The organism is Streptomyces sp. NPDC058671, assembly GCF_042716475.1.
Lineage (GTDB): Bacteria > Actinomycetota > Actinomycetes > Streptomycetales > Streptomycetaceae > Streptomyces.
The window spans coordinates 285993-309585 of the sequence record NZ_JBHXSA010000006.1 but is presented as its reverse complement, the minus strand read 5'-3'; the positions used below and the strand labels follow the sequence as shown (position 1 = coordinate 309585).

The following is a 23593-nucleotide window of genomic DNA, read 5'->3' as shown; positions in this document are numbered from 1 at the left end:
GGACCGAGGGAAGAGAGAACACATCATGGCCCCGCAGATGATCTTCGTGAACCTGCCCGTGAAGGACCTCGACGCCAGCAAGGCCTTCTTCGAGAAGCTCGGCTACTCCGCCAACCCGCAGTTGAGCGATGACACGGCCGCGTGCGTCGTCATCAGCGACACGATCTTCGCGATGCTCCTCACCGAGGAGAAGTTCGCCTCCTTCACGGCCCCCGGCAAGGAGATCTCCGACGCGACCAAGGCCACCGAGGTCCTGCTCACCCTGAGCGCCGAGAGCCGCGAGAAGTGCGACGAGCTGGCGGACGCCGCCCTCGCCGCCGGCGCCACCCCGGCGAAGGAGCCGATGGACCTCGGCTTCATGTACGGCCGTTCCTTCACCGACCTGGACGGCCACCACTGGGAGCTGTTCTGGATGGACCCGGCGGCCACCCAGGGCTGAGCCCCGGTGTCAGGCGGAGACGCCGCCGTCGATCACCAGGTCGGTGCCGACGGCGGAGCCCGCCGCGTCCGACGCGAGGTAGAGCACCGCGGCCGCCACCTCCGCGGCGGACGAGATCCGTCCCAGCGGTGACTGCTCCTTCATCCGGACCTCCCGCTCGGCCTCGGTCTCGCCGGGCAGCAGCGACATGCCGGACTCCGAGGCACCCGGACTGACCGCGTTGATGCGCACCCCGTCGGCGATGTGGTCCAGGGCCGCCGCCCGGGTCATCGCCGAGACGGCCGCCTTGGAGACCTGGTAGCCGAAGACCCCGGGGATCCGGACGTGCGGGCCCAGGTTGGACGCGATGTTCACGATCGCCCCGCCGCCGTGCGCCCGCATGTGCGCGATCTCGGCCTGGAGGGCGTGCAGCACCCCCGTGACGTTGATGTCGAGCAGCGTCCGCCAGTCGTCCAGGGGGAAGTCGGCGGCGCTGTGACCGCCGCGGAACACCCCCGCGTTGTTGACGGCCACGTCGAGACCGCCGAAGACCTCGACGGTACGCCGGACAAGGTCCCGGGTGGACGCGGCGTCGGCCACGTCGGCGGTGACGGCGGCGGCGGTGCCCCCGGCGGCCTCGATCAGGGCGACCGTCGCGTCGAGGGGACCGGCGGTCCGGCCGGCGACGACGACCTTCGCGCCCTCGGAGGCGAAGGCGAGCGCGATGGCCCGGCCGAGACCGGAACCGGCCCCGGTGACGAGGACGACGCGGTCGGTGAAACGTGCGGACATGAGGGGACTCCCTAGGAGATGCGGTTGCTTGTGAGGGCTACGCGCCCGAGGCGTTGACGCGGCCCGGTTGCCTCGCGCGGATCGTGACGCCCGCGAGAGCGGCGAAGAGGGCGGCGGCGACCGCCAGCGACACCGGGTCGCCGCCCAGGGTGAGCAGCGCGGCGAGGATCACGGTCGGCCCGAGTTCCATCGCCGTGTTGAGGACGCCGCCGGCGAGCCCCGCCCGGTGCGCCGGGACGCCGTCGGTCACCAGGACGGCGCCGCCCGCGAAGGACAGGGCGCCGCCGGCCGGCAGCAGGAGCAGGCCGGGAAGCAGCCCGTACGCGTACGGGACGGAGGCGTCGAGGCCGGTCGCGGCGAGGAGCCCGAGGCCCGCCGCCGCCGTACCGAGTCCGGCCGCGGTCACCCGCCCGGGGCCGTACCGCCCGATCAGCGGGCCCGCGAGACGTCCCGAGGCGAGGAGGGCCGCCGCGAAGGGGACGAAGGCGGCGGAGGTGCGCAGTTCGTCCCAGCCGCGCCCCTGCTGGAACGAGAGGGAGAGCAGGACGAAGACCGTGGCCGTGCCGGCCGCCGTGAGGCCGATCGCGGCGAGACCCAGGGCGCGGCGGCCGTCGCGCAGGAAGTCGGGGGGAAGCAGCGGGTCGGCGGTCCGCCGCTCCAGGACGCCGAAGGCGGCGAGCAGGGCGATCCCGGCGAGGAGGGGGGGCAGGACCGGGGCGGAGAGCCACGGGTGGGCGTCGGTGAGCACGAGGCCGAGGCTGGCGAGTGTGATGCCGGCGGTGGCGAGCAGGGCGCCCGGCAGGTCAAGGGCCCGGCCCCGTTCCGGCGGCGTCGCGGGCAGCAGCCGGGGCGCGAGGAGGAGGGCGGCGAGGGCCGCCGCGACGGGGACGGCGAAGGTGCCGCGCCAGGAGGTGGCCGCCGCGATCGCCCCGGAGAGCAGGTTCCCCGCGGTCGCGCCGAGCACGGAGAGACCGCCCCACGTGGCCATCGCCCTGCCGTACGCGGCCGGTTCGGGGAACAGGGACCGGAGCAGGGCCATCGCGGCGGGGGCGACGAGCGCCGCGCCGACGCCCTGGCCGAACCGGGCGGCGAGCAGCGCCTCGTACCCGGGGGTGAGCGGGGCGAGGGCGGAGGCGGCGCCGAAGACCAGGAGTCCGGTGGTGAGGATCCGGCGCCCGCCGTAGCGGTCGGCGAGCCGCCCGCCGAGGAGGAGCAGTCCGGCGAAGGTCAGTCCGTAGGCGGCGCTCAGCAGGATGAGGTCGGCGCGGTCGAGCCGGAGTTCGGCGCCGATGCGGGGGAGGGGGACGGCGAGGGAGGCGAGGGTGAAGATCAGCGTCATCTGTATCCCGCCGAGCAGGGCGAAGCCGTACCGGACGGGCCGCCGGTGGCTTCCCGTCGTCCGTACCGGGGTCCCGTCGGGCTCCTCCCGCCCCTTCGCGGTCGTCGCGTCAGCCTGTGTGGCCGTCATTCCACCCCACCCCCCTTAACTTGACCGTACGTTCCAATATGAGGTCCGAAAAGAGGGCGCCCCGGGGGCGCCCGTTCCTCAGTCCAGCAGGCTCAGTGCCTGTTCCGCCGCGTCCCTGACCCTGGCCGGGTCGCTCGACGCCTTGCCCACCACGCGGATGCCCTGGAGCAGGACCAGGAGCATCCGGGCCAGGGATCGCGGATCGCGCCCGGTCGGGAGCTCGCCCCCGGCGCGGGCCCGGGTGAGCGCCGCGTACAGGAGCGTCTCCACCTGCTCCCAGCTGAGCTCGACCCGACGCGCGACCGCCGGGTCGTGCGGCCCGAGTTCCGCCGCCGAGTTGGTGACGAAACAGCCGTTCAGGCGCTCCCCCTCCGTCGTCGCCTCGGTGGCGAAGCGGCGGACGAGCGTCCGGACGGCCGGCAGGGCCGGGCCCGGCGCGGACAACTCCTCGACGAGCCGCGGGTCGCGGGTCTCCAGGTAGCGGTCCATGGCCTTCAGGTACAGCTCGTGCTTGTTCCCGAAGGTCGCGTAGAGGCTGGCGCGGCCGATGCCGAGGTGCTCCACGAGGTCCGACATCGCCGTCGCCTCGTAGCCGCGCGCCCAGAACAGCTCAAGGGCTGCCTGGAGCGCGGCGTCCGGATCGAATTCCTTGGTCCTGGCCATGAGGAGACCGTACGATCATCTGGAACGATCGGTCAAGTCACATGGTGCGGACGGGATACACCGCCACCGCCACCTCGTCGTCGTCCAGGCACCGCCCCGTCTCCAGGTCGAAGCGCTGCTTCAGGAGCGGCGAGGCCACGAACGGCCGTCCGTCCGCCGAGCCGACGAGCCCCCGGGACAGCACCTGCGCCCCCGAGAACGGATCACGGTTGTCGATCGCGTACAGCCGTCCCGACCGGTCCCGGAAGACCGCCGCCTGCCGGCCGTCCGGCAGCAGCACCGCCACGCCCCGGCCCGGCGTCAGCCGGGACTCCTCGCAGACCGTCACCCAGGAGTCGGGGGCGGGGGAGAGTTCGAGTGTCGTCGTGAGAGACGGGAGAGTCGTCGTCATCGGGAGGAAGCCCCTTCCAGCGTGCTGTTCGTCCTGCCGAGCGTCAGGATCGTGAGGTCCGGCTTGATCTGGTCGCGCTCCGGCACGAACCGGACGGTGGGGTCCGGCGCGTCCGGCGCGTTCACGAAGGAGACGAAGCGCCGCAGCCGCTCCGGGTCGTCCAGGGTCTGCGCCCACTCGTCCTGGTAGCCGGCGACGTGCGCCGCCATCAGCGCCTCCAGTTCGTCGCAGAGACCGAGCGAGTCGTGCACCACCACGTCCTTGAGGTGGTCCAGGCCGCCCTCCAGGCGCTCCAGCCACGTCGACGTCCGCTCAAGGCGGTCCGCCGTCCGGATGTAGAACATCAGGAACCGGTCGATCAGGCGCACCAGTTCGGCGTCCGACAGGTCCTGCGCGAGCAGGTCCGCGTGGCGCGGGGTCGCGCCGCCGTTCCCGCCCACGTACAGGTTCCAGCCGTTGGCCGTCGCGATGATCCCGAAGTCCTTCGACTGGGCCTCGGCGCACTCGCGGGCGCAGCCGGAGACCGCCGACTTGAGCTTGTGCGGGGCGCGCAGGCCCCGGTAGCGCAGCTCCAGCTGGATCGCCATCCTCACCGAGTCCTGGACGCCGTACCGGCACCAGGTCTGCCCGACGCAGGACTTCACCGTGCGCAGCGACTTGCCGTACGCGTGCCCCGACTCGAAGCCCGCGTCCACCAGCCGGGTCCAGATCGCCGGGAGCTGGTCCACCCGGGCGCCGAAGAGGTCGATCCGCTGACCACCCGTGATCTTCGTGTAGAGGCCGAAGTCGCGGGCCACCTCGCCGATCACGATGAGCTTGTCCGGGGTGATCTCACCGCCGGGGATGCGCGGCACGACCGAGTAGGAGCCGTTGCGCTGCATGTTGGCGAGGAAGTGGTCGTTGGTGTCCTGGAGGGAGGCCTGCTCGCCGTCGAGGATGTACCCGCCGACGCCGAGCGTCGGGGCGAGCGACGCGATGATCGAGCCGACGGTCGGCTTGCAGACCTCACAGCCCTCACCGCCCCGCGCCTCCGGCCGCCCGTGCGAGTCGAGCAGCGCCGCGAACGAGGCGATGCGCAGGGTGCGGGCGATCTCGTACAGCTCGCTCCGGGTGTACGAGAAGCAGCCGCAGAGCCCCTTGTCCTTCGCCGCCGGCAGCAGCTTCTCGATGGTCTTCACACAGCTGCCGCAGCCGGTACCGGCCTTGGTGCACTTCTTGACCTCGGCCAGCGAGGAGCACTGGCCGATCGCGTGCTTCGTCACGTTGTGGCAGGAGCAGATCACCGCGTCGTCCGGCAGCGCCGAGGGACCGAGCGCCACCGGCGCGCCGACCCCCGCCGGAAGCACCAGCTGCTCGGCGGAGACGGGCGGCACGGTACCGGTCAGCGGCCGCAGGAGACCGTACTGCTCGGCGTCACCGACGAGGACACCGCCGAGCAGCACCCCGTCCTGGGAGATCACCAGCTTCTTGTAGACACCCGAGCGGGAGTCCGAGTACACGACGTCGAGGCAGCCCTCGGCCGTGCCGTGCGCGTCACCGAAGGAGGCGACGTCCACACCGAGCAGCTTCAGCTTCGTCGACAGGTCGGCGCCGGTGAACCCGTCGACGGTCGCGTCCGTCTCGTCGGCGATCGCCGCCGCCGCCGTCTGCGCCATCTCGTAGCCCGGCGCCACCAGGCCGTACACCCGGCCGTCGGAGGCCAGCGCGCACTCGCCGATCGCGAACACCGCCGGGTCGGACGTGCGGCACAGCTCGTCGACCGCGATGCCGCCGCGCTCCCCGACCGTCAGGCCGCAGTCGCGGGCCAGCTGGTCCCGGGGCCGTACACCGGCGGAGAACACCACCATGTCCGTGGCCAGCTCGGAGCCGTCCGACAGCCTCATGCCCGTCACGGTGCCGTCCGCCGTCACGACCTCCTGCGTACCCGTCCCCGTGTGGACGGTCAGACCCATCCGCTCGATCGTGCGGAGCAGCGCGGCGCCGCCGCCCTCGTCGACCTGCACCGGCATCAGACGCGGCGCGAACTCGACGACATGGGTGTCGAGCCCGAGGCCCTTCAGCGCGCCCGCCGCCTCCAGGCCGAGCAGACCGCCGCCGACGACCGCGCCGGTCGTCGCCGTCCTCGCGTACTCCTCGATCGCGAGCAGGTCCTCGATCGTGCGGTACACGAAACAGCCGCGGGCGTCCTTGCCGGGCACCGGCGGCACGAACGGGAACGAGCCGGTGGCCAGGACGAGCGAGTCGTACGCGAAGACCCGCCCGGAGCGGGCGGTGACCGTACGGGCCTCCCGGTCCACCGACTCCGCCGCGTCACCGACGTACAGCTCGATGCCGTGCTTCTCCATGAAGCCCGCCTCGACCATCGACAGGTCGTCGGGCGTCTTCCCGGAGAAGTACGAGGTCAGCTGCACGCGGTCGTAGGCCGGGCGCGGTTCCTCGCAGAGGACCACGATCCTGGCCCGCTGGGTGACCCCACGGTCGGCGAGCGACTCCAGGAACCGCTGGCCGACCATTCCGTGGCCGACCAGGACGATCGTCGGGGTGTGCGCGGTCATGTCAGCGCTCATGTCAGGAGCCTCCGTCGTGGGTGAGCAGGTGGAGCAGGGGGGCCTCCGGGAGGGCTTCGTCGCCCTCCCAGGCCCTGGCGAGCGTGCCGACCGCGGCCAGGTCACCGAGGAGGACGCCCCCGACGAGCCGGTCCCCGCGGACGACGACCTTGCGGTACGCGCTGCGCGTGGCGTCGGTGAGCTGGACGACGTCGTCGCCCGGCCGGGGGGTGGCCTCGCCGAAGGCGGCGAGGTCCAGGGGCTGGGCTCCGCCGAGGGTGAGGCGGGTGAGGGCGCGGGTGCCGGTGTAGCGGGTCGACCCGGCCGAGGGAACCTCGCGCCCGAGCACCTCGGCCAGGGCGTCGGCCTGTTCCAGGGCCGGGCCGGCCAGGCCGTAGACGCGGCCTTCGTGCTCGGCGCAGTCGCCGACCGCGTGGATGTACGGGTCGGAGGTCCGCAGCTCGTCGTCGACGAGGATGCCCCGGCCGACGTCGAGCCCCGCGTCGCGGGCGAGGGCGGTACGCGGCCGCACCCCGCAGGCCAGGACCACGACCTGGGCGTCGAGGACGAAGCCGTCGGCCAGCTCGACCGCCGTGACCGCCCCGTCCCGCTGCCGCAGCCCGCTCACCCGGCACTCGGTGTGCACCTCGACACCGAGAGCCTCCATGTGCTCGCGGAGCAGCGCCGACGCGTACGTGTCGAGTTGGCGTTCCATCAGGCGCTCGCCCTGCTGGGTCAGGACCACCTCCGCGCCGAGGGCCGCGAGGGCCCGCGCCGCCGATACGCCGAGGAGCCCGCCGCCGATGACCACCGCCCGCACCCCGGGACGGACCCGGTCGCGCAGGGCCAGGCAGTCGTCGAGCGTCCGGAAGGCGTGGACGCCCTCCGGCGGCTCCGCCCCGCGCAGTCCGCGCAGCGGCGGCAGCACCGGGTTGGAGCCCGTGGCCAGGACCAGCCGGTCGTAGCCGACGAGCGAGCCGTCCGCGCACTCCACCGTCCGCGCCTCCCGGTCGATCCGCACCGCCCGCACCCCGAGCCGTACCGGCTCCCGGGTCTCGGGCAGGGCGATCACCTCGGGGGCGTACCGCCCGGCGAGGACGTCGGCGAGCAGCACCCTGTTGTAGGGGGCGTGCGGCTCCTCGCCGAGGAGGGTGACGGGCAGGCGCTGGGCGAGTCGGGCGCCCGCCGTTCCGCCCCCGACCACCACGATCCGTGTACTCATACCGGGAAGCGTGCGCGGCCGGTGTTACCCGACGGCATCCCGACTGTTTCCCGTACGGAACGCTGATCTCCGCCTCCGGTCCGGCGCACTGTGAGGCCCGGGGAGGACCGACCCGCCGTGCGCCCCGGCTCACGCCCGCCCGAGGGATCCGGGCGAGGGGCCGGGGCGGCGGTTCCCGTATACGGGCGGGCCCCGGGCGCCGCAAGCTCAGAGGTAGCTCAACGATCAGGTGATCGTTGGACGGCCCGACGATCACGTCCTTAGGCTCACGGCCATGCCCGAGATATCGCTGACCACCGTTGTCCTGCTCTGCCTCGCCGCGCTCGTGGCGGGCTGGATCGACGCCGTGGTCGGCGGCGGGGGACTGCTCCTGATACCCGCACTGCTGCTCGGGCTGCCCCACGTCCCCGCCGCGCACGTCCTGGGCACCAACAAGGCCGTCGCGATCGTCGGCACCACCGGAGCCGCCGTCACCTACGTCCGCAAGGCGCCCGTACAGGTCTGGACGGCGGTGCGCATCGGGCTCGCGGCCCTCGCGGGCTCCATGGGCGGAGCCTTCTTCGCGGCCGGCATCAGCAGCGAGGTGCTGCGCCCGGTCATCATGGTGGTGCTGCTCGCGGTGGCGGCCTTCGTGGTGCTGCGGCCGTCGTTCGGAGCGAAGGCCGCGGGGGAGGAGCGGGCGCCGCTGACCCGGGCCCGGATCGTCTTCGCGATCGTCGTGGTCGGCGGCGGGATGGGCTTCTACGACGGCCTGTTCGGGCCGGGCACCGGCACCTTCCTGGTCCTCGCCCTGACCGCCGTCCTCCACCTCGACCTGGTGACGGCCTCCGCCACCGCCAAGATCGTCAACGTCTGCACCAACGCGGGGGCGCTCGCCATGTTCGCCCACCAGGGCAGCGTGTACTGGCAGCTGGCGGCCGTGATGGCGGTCTTCAACCTCGCGGGCGGCATGGTCGGTGCGCGGATGGCGCTGAGCAAGGGCGCCGGGTTCGTGCGCGGGGTGCTGCTCGTCGTGGTGCTCTCGCTCGTCGCGAAGCTCGCCTTCGACCAGTGGGCCTGATCCGCCCCGGCTACTTCACGCCGATGAGGTGACCGAAGGCCACCACGTTCCCCTGGTAGCCGTTCTTCTTCGAGAAGCCGCCGCCGCAGGTGATCACCCGGATCTCCGCGCGGTCCGCCTCGTCGTACACCTTGCGGTCCGGGAAGTCCTCGTTCTCGTAGACCTCGACCGCGTCGACCGTGAACACGGCGGTCCTGCCGTCCTGCCGGTCCACCTCGATGCGGTGGCCCTTCTTGAGCGCGCCGAGCGTGTAGAAGACGGCGGGCCCCTCGGCGTTGTCGACGTGGCCCGCGACGATCGCCGTGCCCTTGGCGCCGGGCGACGTGCCGCCCTCGTACCAGCCGGCCATGTTCCGGTTCCCCGCCGGCGGCACGTCGAGCGAACCGTCCGCGGCCAGACCGAGCCGCATCATCGGGGTGTCCACATCGGTCTCGGGGATGCGCAGCCGGACCGGGGCGGAGGGCGGCAGCGGATCGGCGGCCGCGTCGGTGTGCACGCTCGGCCCGGCGGCGAAGGCCTGCGCGGCCGACGGTACGGGCGGGGTGACGTGCTCCGAGCCGTTCTGGACGAGCCAGATGCCGACGCAGGCGGCCACGGCTATGCCCCAGCCCTTGCTCCTGTTGCTCACTGGGATCCCTCGGTCGGTTCGTGGCGGGGTGTGGCCCTGCCCCCGCCGGGCCGTGTACGGGCGCGCGGCGGGGGCAGGACAGGCGGTGGTCTCAGTGCCCCTGCGCGCCGCTCGCCCGGCGGCGCAGGAGCCAGACCCCGCCCACGGCAGCCGCGGCCAGCACCGCCGCGCCCGCCGTGACCTGGGCGGTGTCGGGGCCGATGCTGCCCCCGACACCGGTCTGGACGTGGCCGCTGGGCCGCCGGTGCTTGACCGTGAGGTCACCCCGGGCCGTCTTGCCGTTGTCGCAGGCCACGCTGATGCCGTAGGTGCCGGGCTTGGCGTGCTCCGGCACGGTGAACTGTCCGACGACGACTTCCTTGTGCGTGCTCGAACTCAGGTGGAACTCGCCCGCGCCGAGCGAGTTCGCGTCGCCGACGCCGCGGCCGTGCTTGCCGCAGGCGAGGGTGTTCACGGTGACGGTGGTGCCGGGGGAGGCCTCGGAAGGGTAGACCTCCAGCGTCTCGGAGTTCCCGGCGAACGCCGCGGGGGCGGCCAGGGCTCCGATCGCGGCGACCGTCAGCGCGGTACCGGTGAACAGGCGGACAGTGGTGCGCATGGGGGGCCTCCGGGGCGCGCGAGCGGTCGAGCGGTGGGGTCTCCCGGGAGGGACTTCCCGGAAGGACCTTCTGTGACCGAGATAAGAGCCGACGCGCGCCCCGCGCCTCCTGATGAGGCATCAGGATTGGGCCGTCCGATACGGTGTGTCGCCTGGATTTCGCAGGTTTATGCAGGTCAGAGCGGGTTTCGTCGCGTCAGCTGACACACCGTGCCGAACGGGTGACCGGAAACGCCGCACTGCCCGACCCGTGCCCCGCCCCAGGCCCTATCCGGCCCCCGTCAGGCCGCCCATCGCCGCCAGGGCCCATTCCTGTGCGCCCATCGTCGCGCCGGCCGCGACGCCCGTCGCCACCGGGGCGAGGGCACCCCTCAGGGTGGTGAGCGCCCGGCGCACCCGGCCCTCCTCGACGGGCTCCGGCCGGGTGATCTCCGCGAGGACCTCCTCGGCCGCGGCGGCGGCGTCCTCGCGGTCCTGGTCGGGGAGGCCCGCCTGGGGCAGCTGCCGGAGGAGCTCGCGCACCCGCTCGGCGAGCGCCTCGTACCCCGGTGCGACCGTCGTGTCGCTCCGCTGGTTCTGGGTGACCGTCTCGTTGCCCCAGGCGAACTGGGATCGCGACACGGAGCCGTGGAAGACCGGACCGTCGTTCGGGTGCTGCGCGTTCTGCGGATCACTCATGTGCCGGACCGTCCTCTGTCGTCTGGTTCTGGGTGGCGGTGTCGTTGTTCCACGCGAACTGGCTGTTGTGCACGGGCCCGTTGATCACGGGGCCCGCGTAGTTGTTGATGATCGTCGGTGCCTGCTCGACCGTGCGGACGGTCTTCCGTACGACCGGACGCGTCGTGCGCAACGAGACGAGCTCGACGCGGCCGTTGTGCAGGACGGCGGGCCCCCGCGTACCGTCCACCGAGCAGGCCACCAGCCGGCCCCCGCTCTCGTCGGCGAAGGTGGCGCCCGTGCCGGCGCAGCCGTTGAAGTCGCTGTCCCCGACGTCCAGGTAGCCGGACTCGCTCGCGACGAGACCGGTTCCCTCCGACCCGTTCACGGTGAGGTTCCGTGCGGAGAGCTTCGCCCTGCCGGAGACGCCGGCCCCGCCGATGCTCACGGACGCGACCTCGCAGCCGTGCACGAGGAGCTGTGCCTCCTCGCCCGCGAAGAAGCCCACCCCGCCCCGCTCCGCCGTCACGCCCTTCAGGGTGACCCTGGACTGACCGAGGGCGGTCACCGCGGTCTCGAAGTCATGGAACACCACGTCGGTGAGGCCGGCCGTGGTGCCGCCGTCCCCCTTGGTGTCCAGGCCCAGCGTGCAGCGGTCCACCCGGACGTCCTCGAACAGGCCCTCCGATCCGGTCCACACCCGCAGCGCCGAGTTCGTCAGGCCCTCCACCACGAGGCCGCTGAACCGGCCGCGGGACCCCTCGGTGACGGCGACGCCGACGTTGCCCCCCGAGATGTGGCAGTCGTGGACCTCCGGCGTCCCGCCGTCGGACACGAACACCGCCACGTTGCCCGCGTCGAGGATGCGGCAGTCCTCGAACCGGCCCCTGGCGGCGGTCTGGACGTTGATGCCGGTGTCGCGGCAGTTCGTGAGGACGCAGCCGCGCACCATCGGGTCGGCGCCGCTCGCCGCGGCGATCCCGTGCCGCGCGCCGGTGACCGTCGTGGTGTCGACGGAGCCGCGGGACTGCTCGATGAACATGATCCCCTCCCCGTGGACGGAGGTGATCGCGCAGTCCGCCACGGTGAGCCGCGCCCGGGCGTCCGCCATGAGGGCCGCCTGCCCGGTGTCGGTCAGCTCGCAGCCGACGACCTCGGCCCGGGCGTCGCTGACCCGCAGCCCGTGGATCCGGCTGCCCTCGATCCTGCTGCCCAGGACCGAGACCTGGGCGCCTTCGATGACGGCGACCGCGTTGTCGGCGGCGTCGGTGAACCGGCACCGCTCGACGAGCCCCACGCTCCCGGTGAAGAGGGTCCGGCCGTGGGCGACCACGCTGTCCCGCAGGGTGACGGAGGTGCCCGGCGGGGCGTGCACGCCGACGCCGCCGTGCGCCCAGACCTCCGTGTGTTCGAGTGTGAGCGTTCCCGCGTGGCAGCCGGCGACGACGGACTCGCGGCCGGCCAGGGTGAGTCCGTGGAGCGTGACCGATCCGGCCGCGAGCAGGACGGGACCGCGGGGCAGGCCGACGACGACGGAGCCGGGGCCCTCCGCCGCGACGAGCCGTACGTCACCCCTGACGTCGAGGAACTCCTCGTAACGGCCGGACGCGATCTCGATCTCCGCCGCCCGGCCCCGTGCGGCGGCGGCGCGCAGCGCCGACGCGATGTCGGAGTGGGCGCGACGACCGCCGCGCGGCGAGACGACGTACCTCACGACCATCGCGCCGACTCCTCCTCCTGCTCCGAAGCCCTGACCGCCCCGTACCGCTCTACAGTTCCTCCGACTCCACCGAGTCGTACGCCGAGTACACCCGTCCCATGAGTTCCTCGTCCACCGCGTACGTCACCTCGTCGATCGACGTCACGGCCGCGATGGAACGGGAGTTGGTGACGAGGGCGGCCCGGTAGCCGGACAGGCCGGCCAGGGTGACCGGGCGCCGGACCGACTCCAGGCGGGTCCCCAGGAGGGCCATGGTGATCCCCTCCAGGCAGGGCGCCGACGGCCAGACCAGCGAAGTGCCGTCCCAGAAGGCGATGTTGGTGACGGCGCCCTCGGCGATCTCGCCGCACGGGGAGGTCAGCGCGGCCTCGTCGTAGCCGTCGCGGACGGCCGCCTCGCGGTGGTAGCTCTGGCCGAAGCCGCCGAGGTGCTTGATGTGCGGCGCGGTACGCCAGTACGCGACCGTCCTCAGCCGCTGCGGGGCGGCGGGGCCGTCCGGGGCCGGCGGGGCGACGGTCACCGCGACGCGGACGTCCGGGTACACGTACACCCGCACCGAGGCGTCCCGCACCCCGGCCGCCGCCAGGGCTCCGGTGACGAGGTCGCGGATCCGTCTCCCGTCCAGGTCCCGGCCGAACAGCTCGCGGGTGGAGCGGTCGAGGCGGGCGAGGTGCAGACCGAGGCCCTTCACGCGTCCGCCCCGCACCTGCATCGCCGTGAAGTGGCCGAAGCCGGTCATGAGGCCGGCGAGCAACGCGGGGTCGGCGGCGGGGACGCCGTCGATCTCGATGTGCGGAGGCGGGGTCGTCATGCCCTCACCGTACGTCCGGGGAAAGGGTCTTGGAGGCCGCCCCGGATCACCGCTTGACCTCAAGTAAAGTTGAGGTACCACGATCATCCGCATGGACCTCACGAACTCCACGCAGACCCGTCCCCTCTCCCTCGCCCTCGTCGTCGCCAGCGACCGCGACGGCCGCTTCGCCCCCGTCATCACCGACTGGTTCCGCTCCCGCCTGGCCGGGCGCGAGGACTTCACCGTCACCGTCGTCGATCTCGCCGAGGTCGACCTCCCCACCGCCCTCTCCTACGACCCCTCCCCGGCCGTCCGCGCCGAACTCGCCAAGGTCACACCGGTACTGGAGGCCGCCGACGCCTTCGTCGTCATCACCCCCGAGTACAACCACTCCTTCCCCGCCTCCCTCAAGAACCTGATCGACCGGCACTACACCGAATGGCAGGCCAAGCCCGTCGGCTTCGTCTCCTACGGCGGGATCTCCGGAGGCCTGCGGGCAGTCGAACAGCTCCGCCAGGTCTACGCCGAGATGCACGCCGTCACGGTCCGCGAGACCGTCTCCTTCCACCACGCCCACGCGCAGTTCGACGAGGACGGGCAGCACCGGGACCCCGCAGGCGCCGACATCGCCGCCACGGCGCTCCTCGACCAGCTCGGCTGGTGGGGCCGCGCCCTCAAGGACGCCAAGTCGGCCCATCCGTACGGCAAGTGAGGGCCCGCCGTCATGCTGACGCGTCTCCTCGTCCCCCGCCTCAGGCCCTACCGGGCCCTCCTCGTCCTCCTCGTCGCCTTCCAGCTCGTCCAGGTCCTGGCCTCCCTCGCCCTGCCCGCCCTCAACGCCGGCGTCATCGACCAGGGCGTCCTGCGCGGGGACACCGGCCGGGTCCTCCGCGGCGGCGCCACGATGATCGGCGTCACCCTGCTCCAGGCGGTGGCCGCGGCCGCCGCCACCTACACCGGTGCCAGGATCGCCATGGGCGTCGCCCGCGACCTGCGCTCCGAGGTCTTCCGCCGGGTCCAGGACTTCTCCGCACGGGAGCGGGGCCGCTTCGGCGCCGCCTCCCTCATCACCCGCACCACCAACGACGTCCAACAGGTCCAGACGTTCACCGTCCTCGTCCTGACCATGCTGGTCGCCGCGCCGCTCCTCTGCGTCGGCGGGATCGCCATGGCCCTGCGCCAGGACGTGCCGCTCGCCCTGGTCCTGCTCCTCTTCGTGCCCGTGATGACCGGGGCCGTCGGCACCGTCGTGCTGCGGATGAGGCCCCTGTTCCGCGGCATGCAGGAGCGGGTCGACGGCGCCAACCGGATCCTGCGCGAGCAGATCACCGGCGTCCGGGTGGTCCGCGCCTTCATCCGCGACCGGCACGAGCGGGAACGGTTCGCCGCCGCCAACGACGAACTGCTCTCGGTCGGCCTCAGGACCGGCCGGCTCCAGGCCCTCATGTACCCGACGGTGCTCATCGTCTGGGAGCTCACGACCGTCGCCCTGGTGTACGTCGGCGCCCACCGGATCGACGCCGGCACCCTCCAGCCGGGCGGGCTCGTCGCCTTCCTCGGTTATCTGCTCCAGACCGCGATGTCCGTGATGATGGTCCTCTTCCTGCTCATGCACATGCCCCGGGCCGAGGCGGGCGCGGAGCGCGTCGGCGAGGTCCTGGCGACCGAGTCGAGCGTGGTGCCGCCGGTGGATCCGGTGCGGACGCCGGTCCGGCGGGGGCATCTGGAGGTCAGGGGGGCGGAGTTCCGCTACCCGGGCGCCGAGGAGTCCGTCCTGAAGGACGTGGGCCTGGTCGCACGGCCCGGTGAGACCACCGCGGTCATCGGCTCGACCGGCAGCGGCAAGTCCACCCTCCTCGGGCTCGTCCCCCGGCTCTTCGACGCCACCGGCGGCGAGGTCCTCGTCGACGGCGTCGACGTCCGCAGACTCGACCCCGAACTGATGGCGAAGACCGTCGGACTCGTCCCCCAGAAGCCCTACCTCTTCTCCGGGACCATCGCCACCAACCTGCGGTACGGAAAGCCCGACGCCACCGACGAGGAACTCTGGCACGCCCTCGGCGTCGCCCAGGCCGCCGACTTCGTACGGAAGCTCGAGAAGGGTCTTGACGCGCCCGTCTCCCAGGGCGGCACCAACTTCTCCGGCGGCCAGCGGCAGCGGCTCGCCATCGCCCGGGTCCTCGTCGCCCGGCCCCGCCTCTACCTCTTCGACGACTCCTTCTCCGCCCTCGACCCCGGGACCGACGCCCGCCTCCGGGCCGCCCTGCGGACCGAGACGGCCGACTCGACCGTCGTGATCGTCGCCCAGCGGGTCTCCACCGTCCGGGACGCCGACCGCATCGTCGTCCTCGACCGGGGCCGGAGCGTCGGCACCGGCACCCACACGTCCCTGATGGCGGACAACGCCACGTACCGGGAGATCGTCCTCTCCCAGCTCACCGAGGAGGAAGCCGCATGAGCACGTCCACGGCGAGCGAACGCCGTACGACCCCGAGCGCACCGCAGGACCGGCCCACCGCACCCGCCCGCACCGGCCCCTCCTCCCAGCAGCGCGGTCCCGGCTTCCCCGCAGCGGCCGTCCTCGAACGCTCCCTCTCCTTCCGCACCTCCGGCCTGCGCCTCCTGCGCACCCTCGCCCCCGACCGGGCCCGGCTCTTCGCCGTCCTCGCCGCCGGCGCCGCCGCCGTCTCCCTCTCCGTCCTCGGCCCGCTCCTCCTCGGCCGCGCCACCGACCTCGTCGTCACCGGCGTCACCGGCCCGGCCGGAGTCGACTTCGCCGCCGTCGGCCGGGTCCTCGCCCTCTCCCTCCTGGTGGTCGCCGGCTCGGCCCTCTTCACCTGGATCCAGCTCCGGATCGCCACCACCGTCGTCCAGCGGGCCGGGCACCGGCTGCGGGAGCGGGCGCAGCACAAGCTGGCGAGGCTGCCCCTGGGCTACCTGGACCGGCAGCCGCGCGGCGAGGTCCTCTCCCGCACCACCAACGACATCGACAACATCACCCAGACCCTCCAGCAGGCCTTCAGCCAGATGGTCAGGGCCGTGCTGACCCTGTTCGGCGTCCTCGCGATGATGTTCTGGATCTCGCCGCTGCTCGCCCTCGTCGCCCTCGCCACCGTGCCCCTCTCGGTCGCCGTCGCCGCCTTCGTCGGACGGCGCGCCCAGCCGCAGTTCGTGAAGCAGTGGGCGGTCACCGGCAGGCTCGGCAGCCATGTCGAGGAGATGATCACCGGTCACACCGAGGTCGTCGCCTTCGGCCGCCGCGACGAGGCCGTGCGCCGCTTCGACGAGCTCGGCGAGGAGCTGTACCGGTCGAGCTTCCGCGCCCAGTTCGTGTCCGGGTTCATCCAGCCCGCGCTGGCCTTCGTCGGCAACCTGAACTACGTCGCCATCGCCGTCGTCGGCGGACTGCGGGTGGCGAGCGGCACCCTGTCCGTCGGTGACGTACAGGCCTTCATCCAGTACTCGTACGAGTTCAACGGCCCCATCACCCAGGTCGCCGCGATGGCCAACCTCCTCCAGTCCGGCGTGGCCTCCGCCGAGCGGGTCTTCGACTTCCTCGACGCCGAGGAGGAGTCTCCGGAACCGAAGGAACCGCGGCACCCCGCCCGGCTCCGCGGCAGGGTCTCCTTCGAGAAGGTCTCCTTCCGCTACGAGGACGGCGGGCCGCTCATCGAGGACCTGTCGCTCACCGTCGAACCGGGCAGGACCGTCGCCGTCGTCGGCCCCACCGGCGCGGGCAAGACGACCCTGGTCAACCTGCTCCTGCGGTTCCACGAGGTCACCGGCGGCCGGATCACCCTCGACGGCGTCGACACGGCCGCGATGACCCGGGAGGACCTGCGCTCCGCCACCGGCATGGTCCTCCAGGACACCTGGCTCTTCGGCGGCACCATCGCCGACAACATCGCCTACGGGGCCCCCGGCGAGGTATCGCGCGAGCGGATCGTCGAGGCCGCGCGGGCCGCGCACGCCGACCGGTTCGTCCGCACCCTGCCCGCCGGGTACGACACCGTCCTCGACGAGGACGGCGGCGGTCTCAGCGCCGGGGAGAAGCAGCTGGTCACCCTGGCCCGCGCCTTCCTCTCCGACCCGGTGATCCTGGTCCTCGACGAGGCCACCAGCTCCGTCGACACCCGCACCGAACTCCTCGTGCGGCAGGCGATGACCTCCTTGCGCGCCGGGCGGACCAGCTTCGTCGTCGCCCACCGGCTCTCCACGATCCGGGACGCCGACACCATCCTGGTGATGGAGAGCGGCTCGATCGCCGAACAGGGCACCCACGAGGAACTCCTCGCCGCCGGCGGCGCGTACGCCCGGCTGCACGCGGCCCAGTTCGCCCGTACGGTGGAGACGTGATCGTCACCGTCACCACCACCACCGACGCGCGCGCCAAGGCCGACGACCTGGCGCGCGGCGCCGTCGAGGCCCGGCTGGCCGCCTGCGCGCAGATCTCCGCGCCCGTCACCTCCGTCTACCACTGGCGGGGCGCGATCGAGACCGCTCAGGAGTGGCAGGTGGTGTTCAAGACCACCGAGGCCCGCTACCCGGCCCTGGAGGCGCACCTCCTCGCCGCCCACGACTACGGGACGCCCGAGATCCTCGCCACCCGCGTGACCCGGGTGAGCGAGGACTACGCCCGCTGGGTCGAGCGGGAGACCGCGGCGGCCGCGATGATCGAGAGCCCCGCGGCCGAGGAGCGGCCCTTCTTCGTGTACGGGACGCTGCGCCCCGGCGCGTACAACCACGACCGGTTCCTCGCCGGCCGGATCGGAACCGAGGCGGACGGCGTGCTCCACGGGGCGGTCCTGCACGACGGGCCCGGCTATCCGTACGTCGTCCCGGCGGACGGGGGCAAGGTGGTCGGCACGCTGCTCACACCCGCCCCCGGCTCGTACGGCGAGCTGTTCGGCCTGCTCGACCGCCTGGAGCTGCCCGTCGGGTACGAGCGGGTGGCGATGGACGTCGTACGGGTACGGGACGGGGCGCGGGTGTCCGCCTGGGTGTTCCTCGCGGCGCCGGACGCGCCCCTCGGCCCGGTCATCGAGAGCGGCGACTGGTTCAGCCGGCCGTAGGTCGCGTCCGGGGGCCGCCTCGCGGATCAGGCCGGGCTCGCGGTGTCCCCGTCCCGCTCCAGCCGGACCGCGCACACCTTGAACTCGGGCATCCGGGAGACCGGGTCGAGCGCCGGGTTCACCAGGGTGTTGGCCCGGCCCTCGCCCGCCCAGTGGAACGGCATGAAGACGGTGTCCGGCCGGATGGACGTGGTGATCCGGGCAGGGGCCACGGCCCGGCCGCGTCGCGACACCACGGCGACCCGCTCGCCCTCGCTCACCCCGAGCCGTTCGGCGACCCGGGGGTGGAGCTCCACGAAGGGGCCGGGCGCCGCCGCGTTCAGCTCGGCGACCCGCCGGGTCTGCGCGCCCGACTGGTACTGGGACACGACCCGCCCGGTGGTGAGGACGACGGGGTACTCGGCGTCCGTCTCCTCGGCCGCCGCCCGGTGCACCACCGGCACGAACCGGGCCCGCCCGTCCGGGGTCGCGAACCGGTCCAGGAACAGCTGGGGCGTCCCGGGGTGGGCGGCGGAGCCCTCGGGGGTCTCGGGGCAGGGCCAGAAGACGCCCTGCTCCTCCTCGATCCGCCGGTAGTCGATGCCCGAGTAGTCGGCGGGACCGCCGGCCGAGGCGCGCCGCAGCTCGTCGAAGACCTCCTCGGGCTCGGCGGAGAAGCCCTTCTCCCAGCCGAGGAGCCCGGCGAGCGCGTGCAGCACCTCCAGGTCGCTGCGTACCCCGGCGGGCGGGGTGAGGGCGCGGCGGCGGAGCAGCACCCTGCCCTCCAGGTTGGTCATGGTGCCGGTCTCCTCCGCCCACTGGGTGACGGGCAGGACGACGTCGGCGAGTGCGGCGGTCTCGGACAGCACGACGTCCGCGACGGCGAGGAAGTCGAGCGACCTCAGCCGGCCTTCGACGTGCGCGGCGCGCGGGGCGGAGACCACCGGGTTGGAGCCCATGAGGAGCAGGGCCTTCACGTCGCCGCCGAGCGCGTCGAGGAGTTCGTACGCGCTCCGCCCGGGTCCGGGCAGCGACTCGGGGGGCACGCCCCACACCCCGGCCACGTGTGCGCGTGCGGCCGGGTCGTCGAGCTTGCGGTAGCCGGGCAGCTGGTCGGCCTTCTGACCGTGCTCGCGGCCGCCCTGGCCGTTGCCCTGGCCGGTGAGGCAGCCGTAGCCGCTGAGCGGCCGGCCCGCCTTGCCTGTGGCCAGGCAGAGGTTGATCCAGGCGCCGACGGTGTCGGTGCCCTTGGACTGCTGCTCGGGGCCGCGCGCGGTCAGCACCATGCCGGTGGGCGCGTCGGAGAACATCGCGACGGCGTCCCGCAGCTGCGGGACCGGCACGCCCGTGATCCGCTCGACCTGCTCGGGCCAGTGGGACATGGCCCCGGCGCGCGCGCCCTCCCAGCCGGTGGTGCGCTCACGGACGAAGTCCTCGTCGACCCGGCCCTCGGCGACGACCAGGTGCAGCATGCCGAGGGCGAGCGCGAGGTCGGTGCCGGGGCGCGGCGCGAGGTGCAGATCGGCCTGTTCGGCGGTCCGGGTGCGACGGGGGTCGATGACGATCAGCCTGCCGCCGTTCTCCTTCAGCTCGGTGAGGTAGCGGAGGGCGGGCGGCATGGTCTCGGCGAGGTTGGAGCCGACGAGGATCACGCACCCCGTCCTCGGGATGTCCTCCAGGGGGAAGGGCAGTCCCCGGTCGAGTCCGAAGGCCCTGCCGTGCGCGGCGGCGGCCGACGACATGCAGAAGCGCCCGTTGTAGTCGATCTGTGAGGTGGCGAGGACCAGCCGGGCGAACTTGCCGAGGGTGTACGCCTTCTCGTTGGTGAGGCCGCCGCCGCCGAAGACCCCCACGGCGTCGGGGCCGTGGTCGGCGCGGGTGCGGCGCAGCCCCTCGGCGACGGCCGTGAGCGCCTCCTCCCAGGTCGCGGGCGCCAGTGCCCCCGTGTCAGGGCATCGGACCAGGGGCTCGGTGAGCCGGACCCGGGAGGAGAGTACGGAGGGGGCGGTGCGGCCCTTGCCGCACAGCGCGCCCCGGTTGACGGGGAAGTCGGTCCGGTCGACCACCTCGGCGGGCAGCTCCGGGTTGCCGGTGGGGCGGAGCGACATGCCGCACTGCAGGGCGCAGTAGGGGCAGTGGGTGGGAACGGCGGTGACCTCGGGCATGCGGCAAGCGTGCGTCAGACGTGTTACGCGGGGCGGCGCCCCGTATTACGGGCGCGGTGCTCTCCGCTCAGCCCCCGGCCGGCCGCGAGGTGAGGCCGGGCGGGTCGGCCACCTGGTCCCGGGGGGAGGCCGGCGGGCGGTCGTCCCCGGTCCCGGGTGAGGCCGGCGGGCGGTCATCCCTGGTCCCCGGGGGAGGCCAGCGCCTCGGTGACGCCGTCCTCCTCCGGCCCGAGGAAGTGCGGGTCGGGCCGCAGACCGGCGTCGAGCGCGGCCTTGCCCGCCGCGAACAGCTCCCGGGTGGTGCCGTAGTACCAGGTGGGGTCGTGGGGCTCGGCGACCCCGACGCCGTACGCGTCGACACCCGCGCGCCCGCACAGCGCGACGGCCCGCTTGATGTGGAAGTCCTGGGTGACGAGCACGGCCCGGTCGACCCCGAAGACCTTCCGGGCCCGGACGCAGGAGTCCCAGGTGTCGAAGCCCGCGTAGTCGCTGACGATCCGGTCGTCGGGCACCCCGCGCGCGGTGAGGTAGGCGCGCATGGCGCTGGGCTCGTCGTACACGGTCCTGCTGTTGTCGCCGGTGACGAGGAGCACCCGGACCTTGCCCGTCCGGTACAGCTCGGCGGCCGTGTCGAGCCGGTGCGCGAGGTACGGGGTGGGGCGCCCGTTCCACAGTCCGGCGCCGAAGACGACGGCGACGTCCCGGGCGGGCACGTCGGCGGTGGTGCGGAGCTTCCCGGCGGCGGCGGTGTGCATCCAGGTGGAGGGGAGGAGGGCGAGGACGGCGCCCGCCACCACGGCCTGGACGGTTCGGCGCCGGGCCCTGGTGGTGCGGGGGACCAGCCGGGTGAGCCGTGCCGGCATGCGGGAACCTCCGTGGGTGGCGGGTCGGTGTCGGTGTGTCACCCCGTCCGACGCGCGTCGGCGGGATTCGGTTCGCCGGCGCCCCGGTCTGTTCCGTACAACACACCGGCCAGGACCATGCCGAGCACCATGCCGAGGAGCTGGGCGGCGGTGAAGGCGGGCACCGAGGCGGGGGCGATCCCGGTGAAGGAGTCGGAGAAGGTCCGGCCGACGGTGGCGGCCGGGTTGGCGAAGGAGCCGGAGGAGGTGAACCAGATCGCGGCGGCGATGTAGCCGGCGACGGCGACCGGGGCGAGGGCGGGGCGGCCGGTGTGGCGCAGGCCCTGGACGACGAGGACGAGGCCGGCGGTGGCGACGGCCTCGCCGAGCAGCAGGTGCGGCGCCGCCCGTGACTCGGTGGCCCAGGCGCCGGGGGCCCGCCCGAACATCGCCTCGGCGAGCAGGGCCCCCGCGACGGCCCCGGCGAGCTGGGCGCCGATGTAGGCGAGCGCCTCGCGCCCACCCCCGTGCCCGGGGCTCCGGGACCACCACTCGGTCAGCGTCACGACGGGGTTGAAGTGGGCCCCGGAGAGCGGCCCGATGAGGGCGATGAGCAGCCCGAGGCCGAGGGCGGACGCGGTGGCGTTGGCGAGCAGCCGGACGCCGATGTCCTGGCTCAGGGAGTCGGCGCGGATACCGGAGCCGACGATGACGGCGACGAGGGCGCCGGTCCCGATGAACTCGGCGGCGACGCGCCGGGGGAGGGCGGGCGGGGACATTCTCATAATGGAAAACATATTCCGTGATTCGGAAGGAAAAAAGGGGGGGAGGGGAAGCCGGGGGTCCCCGTACGATCCGCGCATGATCATCGATGCCGTCCCCGGGGACGCGGTCCGCAACAACGCCGCATGGTGCCAGGCCGTGTGCGCCGCCCACGGCCACCCCGGCACCTTCGGCCCCCGTGCCTGGACCAGCGCCCGCCGCACCCCGCTCTACTACCCGGACGCGGTGACGCTCACCGAGGACGCGGACGCGACGGACGTCCTGACCGGCATCGACCGCACCACCCCCGGCGCCTCCGTCAAGGACAGCTACGCCCGCCTCGACCTCGCGGCCGAGGGCTTCCGCCTCCTCTTCGAGGCCCGGTGGATCCACCGGCCGGCCGGCCTTCCCCGGCCCCCGGCGCCCGCCGGCTGGCACCCCGTCCGCACCCCGGAGGCACTCGCCGCCTGGGCCCTCGCCTGGAGCGACGGCGACGCCGACGAGGCGGCGCTCTTCCGCCCCGGACTCCTCGCCGACCCGGCGACGACGGTCGTCGGCGGGTACGCGGCCGACGGCCGGATCCTCGGCGGCGCCGTCCTCAGCGACGCCGCCGGGGTCACCGGCGTCTCCAACCTCTTCACCGCAGGCGACACCGACCCGTCCTACGCCTGGGCGGGCGCCCTCGCCGCCGCACCCGGGGGACGTCCCGTCGTCGGCTACGAGTCCGGCGACGACCTCGCCCCCGCCCTCGCCGCGGGCTTCGAGGAGACCGGCCCGCTGCGGGTGTGGCTGGACGCCTGACACGGACGCGGGAGTCACGGTGAGGGCGTGGCAAACAGTCGTGACCCCCGCGCAACGGCCCGGCAACGTACGGCCGTCAGGATCGGTCCATGACCGAGCCGGACAGCACGTTCGACAGCGCCGCCGAACTGCTCGGAAGGATCACCGCGCAGCTCGGAACCCAGCTCGGCCACGTGCGTCCGTACGGCCCCCGGCCCCGGAAGCACGAGGAGGAGGTAAGCCCGCCCATGAACAGCACCCGCCCCGCACCACCCGCCGCCGCCCCCGGCGGCCCGGCCCCCACCCTCGTCGCCGTCGGTCACGGCAGCCGGGACCCCCGAGCCCGCGCCACCCTGGAGCGGCTGCTCGACCGGGTCCGTGAGCTGAGGCCCGGACTCGACGTGCGGCTCGCCCACATCGAGCTGAACGCCCCGCTCCTCGACGCCACCCTCGCCGGGCTCGCCGCCGAAGGCCGGGACGCCGTGCTCGTCCCCCTGCTGCTCGCCCCCGGGTACCACGTCACCCACGACCTGCCCGCCGCCGTCGCCGCCACACCCGCCCTCCGGGCCCGTGTCGCCGAGCCGCTCGGCGCGCACCCGCTCCTCGTCGAGGCCCTCGCCGACCGGCTCGCGCGGGCGGGCTGGACCCCCGGCGACGGGGCCTCCCGCGACACCGGCGTCGTCCTCGCGTCCGCCGGCTCCCGCGACCCCCGGTCGGGCGCCGAGATCCGCCGTATCGCCGCGCTCCTCAGCGAGCGGCTCGGCGGCGCCCCCGTCGTCAGCGCCTACGCCTCCGCCGCCGCGCCCACCGTCCCCGAGGCCGTCCGCGCCCTCGCCGCCCGGGGCCGCCACCGGGTCGCCGTCGCCTCCTGCTTCACCGCCCCCGGTCTCTTCGCCACCCGCGCCACGGCCGCCGCCCCCTGGATCGCCGCCGCCCCGCTCGGCGCCCACCCGGCCCTCGCCCGCCTCGTCCTCCACCGCTACGACCGGGCCCGGGTGACACCCACCCGCACGCGGGAACTCGCCACCGTCTGAGCG

22 protein-coding genes and 1 pseudogene are annotated in these 23593 nt (G+C 73.6%); 9 read left to right on the top strand and 14 right to left on the bottom strand.

The window, feature by feature from the left end; all coding sequences use genetic code 11:
• Positions 1–25: 25 nt before the first annotated feature.
• Entirely contained in the window at positions 26–439 is a 414-nt protein-coding gene (locus tag ACFWV2_RS10590; protein WP_384404617.1) for a VOC family protein, read from the top strand.
• A gap of 9 nt (positions 440–448) precedes the next feature.
• Here the strand turns inward: ACFWV2_RS10590 and ACFWV2_RS10585 are convergent, their stop codons facing one another.
• From ACFWV2_RS10585 to ACFWV2_RS10560, 6 genes are all read right to left on the bottom strand, one after another.
• Complete coding sequence (locus tag ACFWV2_RS10585) at positions 449–1210, bottom strand: SDR family NAD(P)-dependent oxidoreductase (protein ID WP_384404615.1); 762 nt, start codon at positions 1208–1210, stop codon at positions 449–451.
• Between the two features lie 37 nt (positions 1211–1247).
• Positions 1248–2678 (bottom strand): MFS transporter, encoded by a 1431-nt coding sequence (locus ACFWV2_RS10580; RefSeq protein WP_384404613.1) that lies wholly within the window; start codon positions 2676–2678, stop codon positions 1248–1250.
• Positions 2679–2756: 78 nt separating this feature from the next.
• On the bottom strand, positions 2757–3341 hold the full coding sequence (locus tag ACFWV2_RS10575; protein ID WP_384404611.1) for a TetR/AcrR family transcriptional regulator: 585 nt from the start codon (positions 3339–3341) through the stop codon (positions 2757–2759).
• 37 nt (positions 3342–3378) lie between these two features.
• Positions 3379–3732: a nitrite reductase small subunit NirD gene (gene nirD / locus ACFWV2_RS10570; protein WP_384404609.1), complete on the bottom strand. Its 354-nt coding sequence runs from the start codon at positions 3730–3732 to the stop codon at positions 3379–3381.
• On the bottom strand, positions 3729–6299 hold the full coding sequence (gene nirB / locus ACFWV2_RS10565; RefSeq protein ID WP_384404607.1) for a nitrite reductase large subunit NirB: 2571 nt from the start codon (positions 6297–6299) through the stop codon (positions 3729–3731). The genes nirD and nirB overlap by 4 nt, the downstream gene beginning before the upstream one ends.
• A 1-nt stretch (position 6300) precedes the next feature.
• Positions 6301–7500 carry an NAD(P)/FAD-dependent oxidoreductase gene (locus ACFWV2_RS10560; RefSeq protein ID WP_384404605.1) on the bottom strand — a complete coding sequence of 400 codons (1200 nt, stop codon included), beginning with the start codon at positions 7498–7500 and terminating at the stop codon, positions 6301–6303.
• Between the two features lie 274 nt (positions 7501–7774).
• On the opposite strand from ACFWV2_RS10560, the gene ACFWV2_RS10555 reads away from it, so the two are divergent.
• The gene (locus ACFWV2_RS10555; protein ID WP_384404603.1) at positions 7775–8560 is read left to right on the top strand and encodes a TSUP family transporter; all 786 of its coding nucleotides are present in this window, start codon (positions 7775–7777) and stop codon (positions 8558–8560) included.
• Between the two features lie 10 nt (positions 8561–8570).
• Here ACFWV2_RS10555 and ACFWV2_RS10550 read toward each other — a convergent pair whose 3' ends face one another.
• From ACFWV2_RS10550 to ACFWV2_RS10530, 5 genes are all read right to left on the bottom strand, one after another.
• Positions 8571–9188, bottom strand: a complete 618-nt coding sequence (locus ACFWV2_RS10550) for a class F sortase (RefSeq protein ID WP_384404601.1) — start codon at positions 9186–9188, stop codon at positions 8571–8573.
• A 91-nt stretch (positions 9189–9279) separates the two neighbouring features.
• The gene (locus ACFWV2_RS10545; protein WP_384404599.1) at positions 9280–9786 is read right to left on the bottom strand and encodes a hypothetical protein; all 507 of its coding nucleotides are present in this window, start codon (positions 9784–9786) and stop codon (positions 9280–9282) included.
• Between the two features lie 267 nt (positions 9787–10053).
• On the bottom strand, positions 10054–10464 hold the full coding sequence (locus ACFWV2_RS10540; protein ID WP_384404597.1) for a hypothetical protein: 411 nt from the start codon (positions 10462–10464) through the stop codon (positions 10054–10056).
• On the bottom strand, positions 10457–12163 hold the full coding sequence (locus tag ACFWV2_RS10535; protein ID WP_384404596.1) for a right-handed parallel beta-helix repeat-containing protein: 1707 nt from the start codon (positions 12161–12163) through the stop codon (positions 10457–10459). Before ACFWV2_RS10535 ends, ACFWV2_RS10540 begins: the two co-directional genes overlap by 8 nt.
• 49 nt (positions 12164–12212) lie before the next feature.
• A complete protein-coding gene (locus ACFWV2_RS10530; RefSeq protein ID WP_384404594.1) occupies positions 12213–12974 on the bottom strand; it encodes an aminotransferase class IV in 762 nt (253 codons plus the stop codon).
• A gap of 91 nt (positions 12975–13065) precedes the next feature.
• Between ACFWV2_RS10530 and ACFWV2_RS10525 the strand changes: the two genes are divergently transcribed.
• The 5 genes and pseudogenes from ACFWV2_RS10525 (at position 13066) to ACFWV2_RS10505 (ending at position 18028) form a co-directional block, all read left to right on the top strand.
• Positions 13066–13668 (top strand): NADPH-dependent FMN reductase, encoded by a 603-nt coding sequence (locus ACFWV2_RS10525; RefSeq protein WP_384404592.1) that lies wholly within the window; start codon positions 13066–13068, stop codon positions 13666–13668.
• 12 nt (positions 13669–13680) lie between these two features.
• Positions 13681–15414, top strand: coding sequence for an ABC transporter ATP-binding protein (locus tag ACFWV2_RS10520; RefSeq protein ID WP_384404590.1), 1734 nt, complete (start codon positions 13681–13683; stop codon positions 15412–15414).
• Positions 15411–17312, top strand: coding sequence for an ABC transporter ATP-binding protein (locus ACFWV2_RS10515; protein ID WP_384404588.1), 1902 nt, complete (start codon positions 15411–15413; stop codon positions 17310–17312). The genes ACFWV2_RS10520 and ACFWV2_RS10515 overlap by 4 nt, the downstream gene beginning before the upstream one ends.
• Positions 17309–17626: pseudogene (gene cutA / locus ACFWV2_RS10510) on the top strand (divalent-cation tolerance protein CutA); the annotation flags it as partial. The gene ACFWV2_RS10515 and the pseudogene cutA, both read left to right, overlap by 4 nt.
• Positions 17627–18028: a gamma-glutamylcyclotransferase family protein gene (locus tag ACFWV2_RS10505; protein ID WP_360785013.1), complete on the top strand. Its 402-nt coding sequence runs from the start codon at positions 17627–17629 to the stop codon at positions 18026–18028.
• Positions 18029–18054: 26 nt separating this feature from the next.
• Here the strand turns inward: ACFWV2_RS10505 and ACFWV2_RS10500 are convergent, their stop codons facing one another.
• From ACFWV2_RS10500 to ACFWV2_RS10490, 3 genes are all read right to left on the bottom strand, one after another.
• Entirely contained in the window at positions 18055–20172 is a 2118-nt protein-coding gene (locus ACFWV2_RS10500; RefSeq protein WP_384404586.1) for a molybdopterin oxidoreductase family protein, read from the bottom strand.
• A 173-nt stretch (positions 20173–20345) separates the two neighbouring features.
• Positions 20346–21035 (bottom strand): vancomycin high temperature exclusion protein, encoded by a 690-nt coding sequence (locus tag ACFWV2_RS10495; protein WP_384404584.1) that lies wholly within the window; start codon positions 21033–21035, stop codon positions 20346–20348.
• Positions 21036–21073: 38 nt separating this feature from the next.
• A complete protein-coding gene (locus ACFWV2_RS10490) occupies positions 21074–21799 on the bottom strand; it encodes an aquaporin (RefSeq protein ID WP_384404582.1) in 726 nt (241 codons plus the stop codon).
• Positions 21800–21875: 76 nt separating this feature from the next.
• Here ACFWV2_RS10490 and ACFWV2_RS10485 point away from each other — a divergent pair, with 76 nt between their 5' ends.
• Positions 21876–22577 (top strand): hypothetical protein, encoded by a 702-nt coding sequence (locus ACFWV2_RS10485; protein ID WP_384404580.1) that lies wholly within the window; start codon positions 21876–21878, stop codon positions 22575–22577.
• 89 nt (positions 22578–22666) lie between these two features.
• A complete protein-coding gene (locus ACFWV2_RS10480; RefSeq protein WP_384404578.1) occupies positions 22667–23590 on the top strand; it encodes a sirohydrochlorin chelatase in 924 nt (307 codons plus the stop codon).
• The last annotated feature ends 3 nt before the right edge of the window (positions 23591–23593 follow it).

Bases quoted from the DNA above. Each gene is read 5' to 3' on its own strand.
- ACFWV2_RS10495 (WP_384404584.1), bottom strand. From the start codon at position 21,035: ATGCCGGCACGGCTCACCCGGCTGGTCCCCCGCACCACCAGGGCCCGG.
- ACFWV2_RS10575 (WP_384404611.1), bottom strand. From the start codon at position 3,341: ATGGCCAGGACCAAGGAATTCGATCCGGACGCCGCGCTCCAGGCAGCC.
- ACFWV2_RS10515 (WP_384404588.1), top strand. From the start codon at position 15,411: ATGAGCACGTCCACGGCGAGCGAACGCCGTACGACCCCGAGCGCACCG.
- nirB (WP_384404607.1), bottom strand. From the start codon at position 6,299: ATGAGCGCTGACATGACCGCGCACACCCCGACGATCGTCCTGGTCGGC.
- ACFWV2_RS10530 (WP_384404594.1), bottom strand. From the start codon at position 12,974: ATGACGACCCCGCCTCCGCACATCGAGATCGACGGCGTCCCCGCCGCC.
- ACFWV2_RS10520 (WP_384404590.1), top strand. From the start codon at position 13,681: ATGCTGACGCGTCTCCTCGTCCCCCGCCTCAGGCCCTACCGGGCCCTC.
- ACFWV2_RS10545 (WP_384404599.1), bottom strand. From the start codon at position 9,786: ATGCGCACCACTGTCCGCCTGTTCACCGGTACCGCGCTGACGGTCGCC.
- ACFWV2_RS10525 (WP_384404592.1), top strand. From the start codon at position 13,066: ATGGACCTCACGAACTCCACGCAGACCCGTCCCCTCTCCCTCGCCCTC.
- ACFWV2_RS10590 (WP_384404617.1), top strand. From the start codon at position 26: ATGGCCCCGCAGATGATCTTCGTGAACCTGCCCGTGAAGGACCTCGAC.
- ACFWV2_RS10560 (WP_384404605.1), bottom strand. From the start codon at position 7,500: ATGAGTACACGGATCGTGGTGGTCGGGGGCGGAACGGCGGGCGCCCGA.
- ACFWV2_RS10505 (WP_360785013.1), top strand. From the start codon at position 17,627: ATGATCGAGAGCCCCGCGGCCGAGGAGCGGCCCTTCTTCGTGTACGGG.
- ACFWV2_RS10580 (WP_384404613.1), bottom strand. From the start codon at position 2,678: ATGACGGCCACACAGGCTGACGCGACGACCGCGAAGGGGCGGGAGGAG.
- ACFWV2_RS10500 (WP_384404586.1), bottom strand. From the start codon at position 20,172: ATGCCCGAGGTCACCGCCGTTCCCACCCACTGCCCCTACTGCGCCCTG.
- ACFWV2_RS10490 (WP_384404582.1), bottom strand. From the start codon at position 21,799: ATGAGAATGTCCCCGCCCGCCCTCCCCCGGCGCGTCGCCGCCGAGTTC.
- ACFWV2_RS10535 (WP_384404596.1), bottom strand. From the start codon at position 12,163: ATGGTCGTGAGGTACGTCGTCTCGCCGCGCGGCGGTCGTCGCGCCCAC.
- nirD (WP_384404609.1), bottom strand. From the start codon at position 3,732: ATGACGACGACTCTCCCGTCTCTCACGACGACACTCGAACTCTCCCCC.
- ACFWV2_RS10585 (WP_384404615.1), bottom strand. From the start codon at position 1,210: ATGTCCGCACGTTTCACCGACCGCGTCGTCCTCGTCACCGGGGCCGGT.
- ACFWV2_RS10480 (WP_384404578.1), top strand. From the start codon at position 22,667: ATGACCGAGCCGGACAGCACGTTCGACAGCGCCGCCGAACTGCTCGGA.
- ACFWV2_RS10485 (WP_384404580.1), top strand. From the start codon at position 21,876: ATGATCATCGATGCCGTCCCCGGGGACGCGGTCCGCAACAACGCCGCA.
- ACFWV2_RS10555 (WP_384404603.1), top strand. From the start codon at position 7,775: ATGCCCGAGATATCGCTGACCACCGTTGTCCTGCTCTGCCTCGCCGCG.
- ACFWV2_RS10540 (WP_384404597.1), bottom strand. From the start codon at position 10,464: ATGAGTGATCCGCAGAACGCGCAGCACCCGAACGACGGTCCGGTCTTC.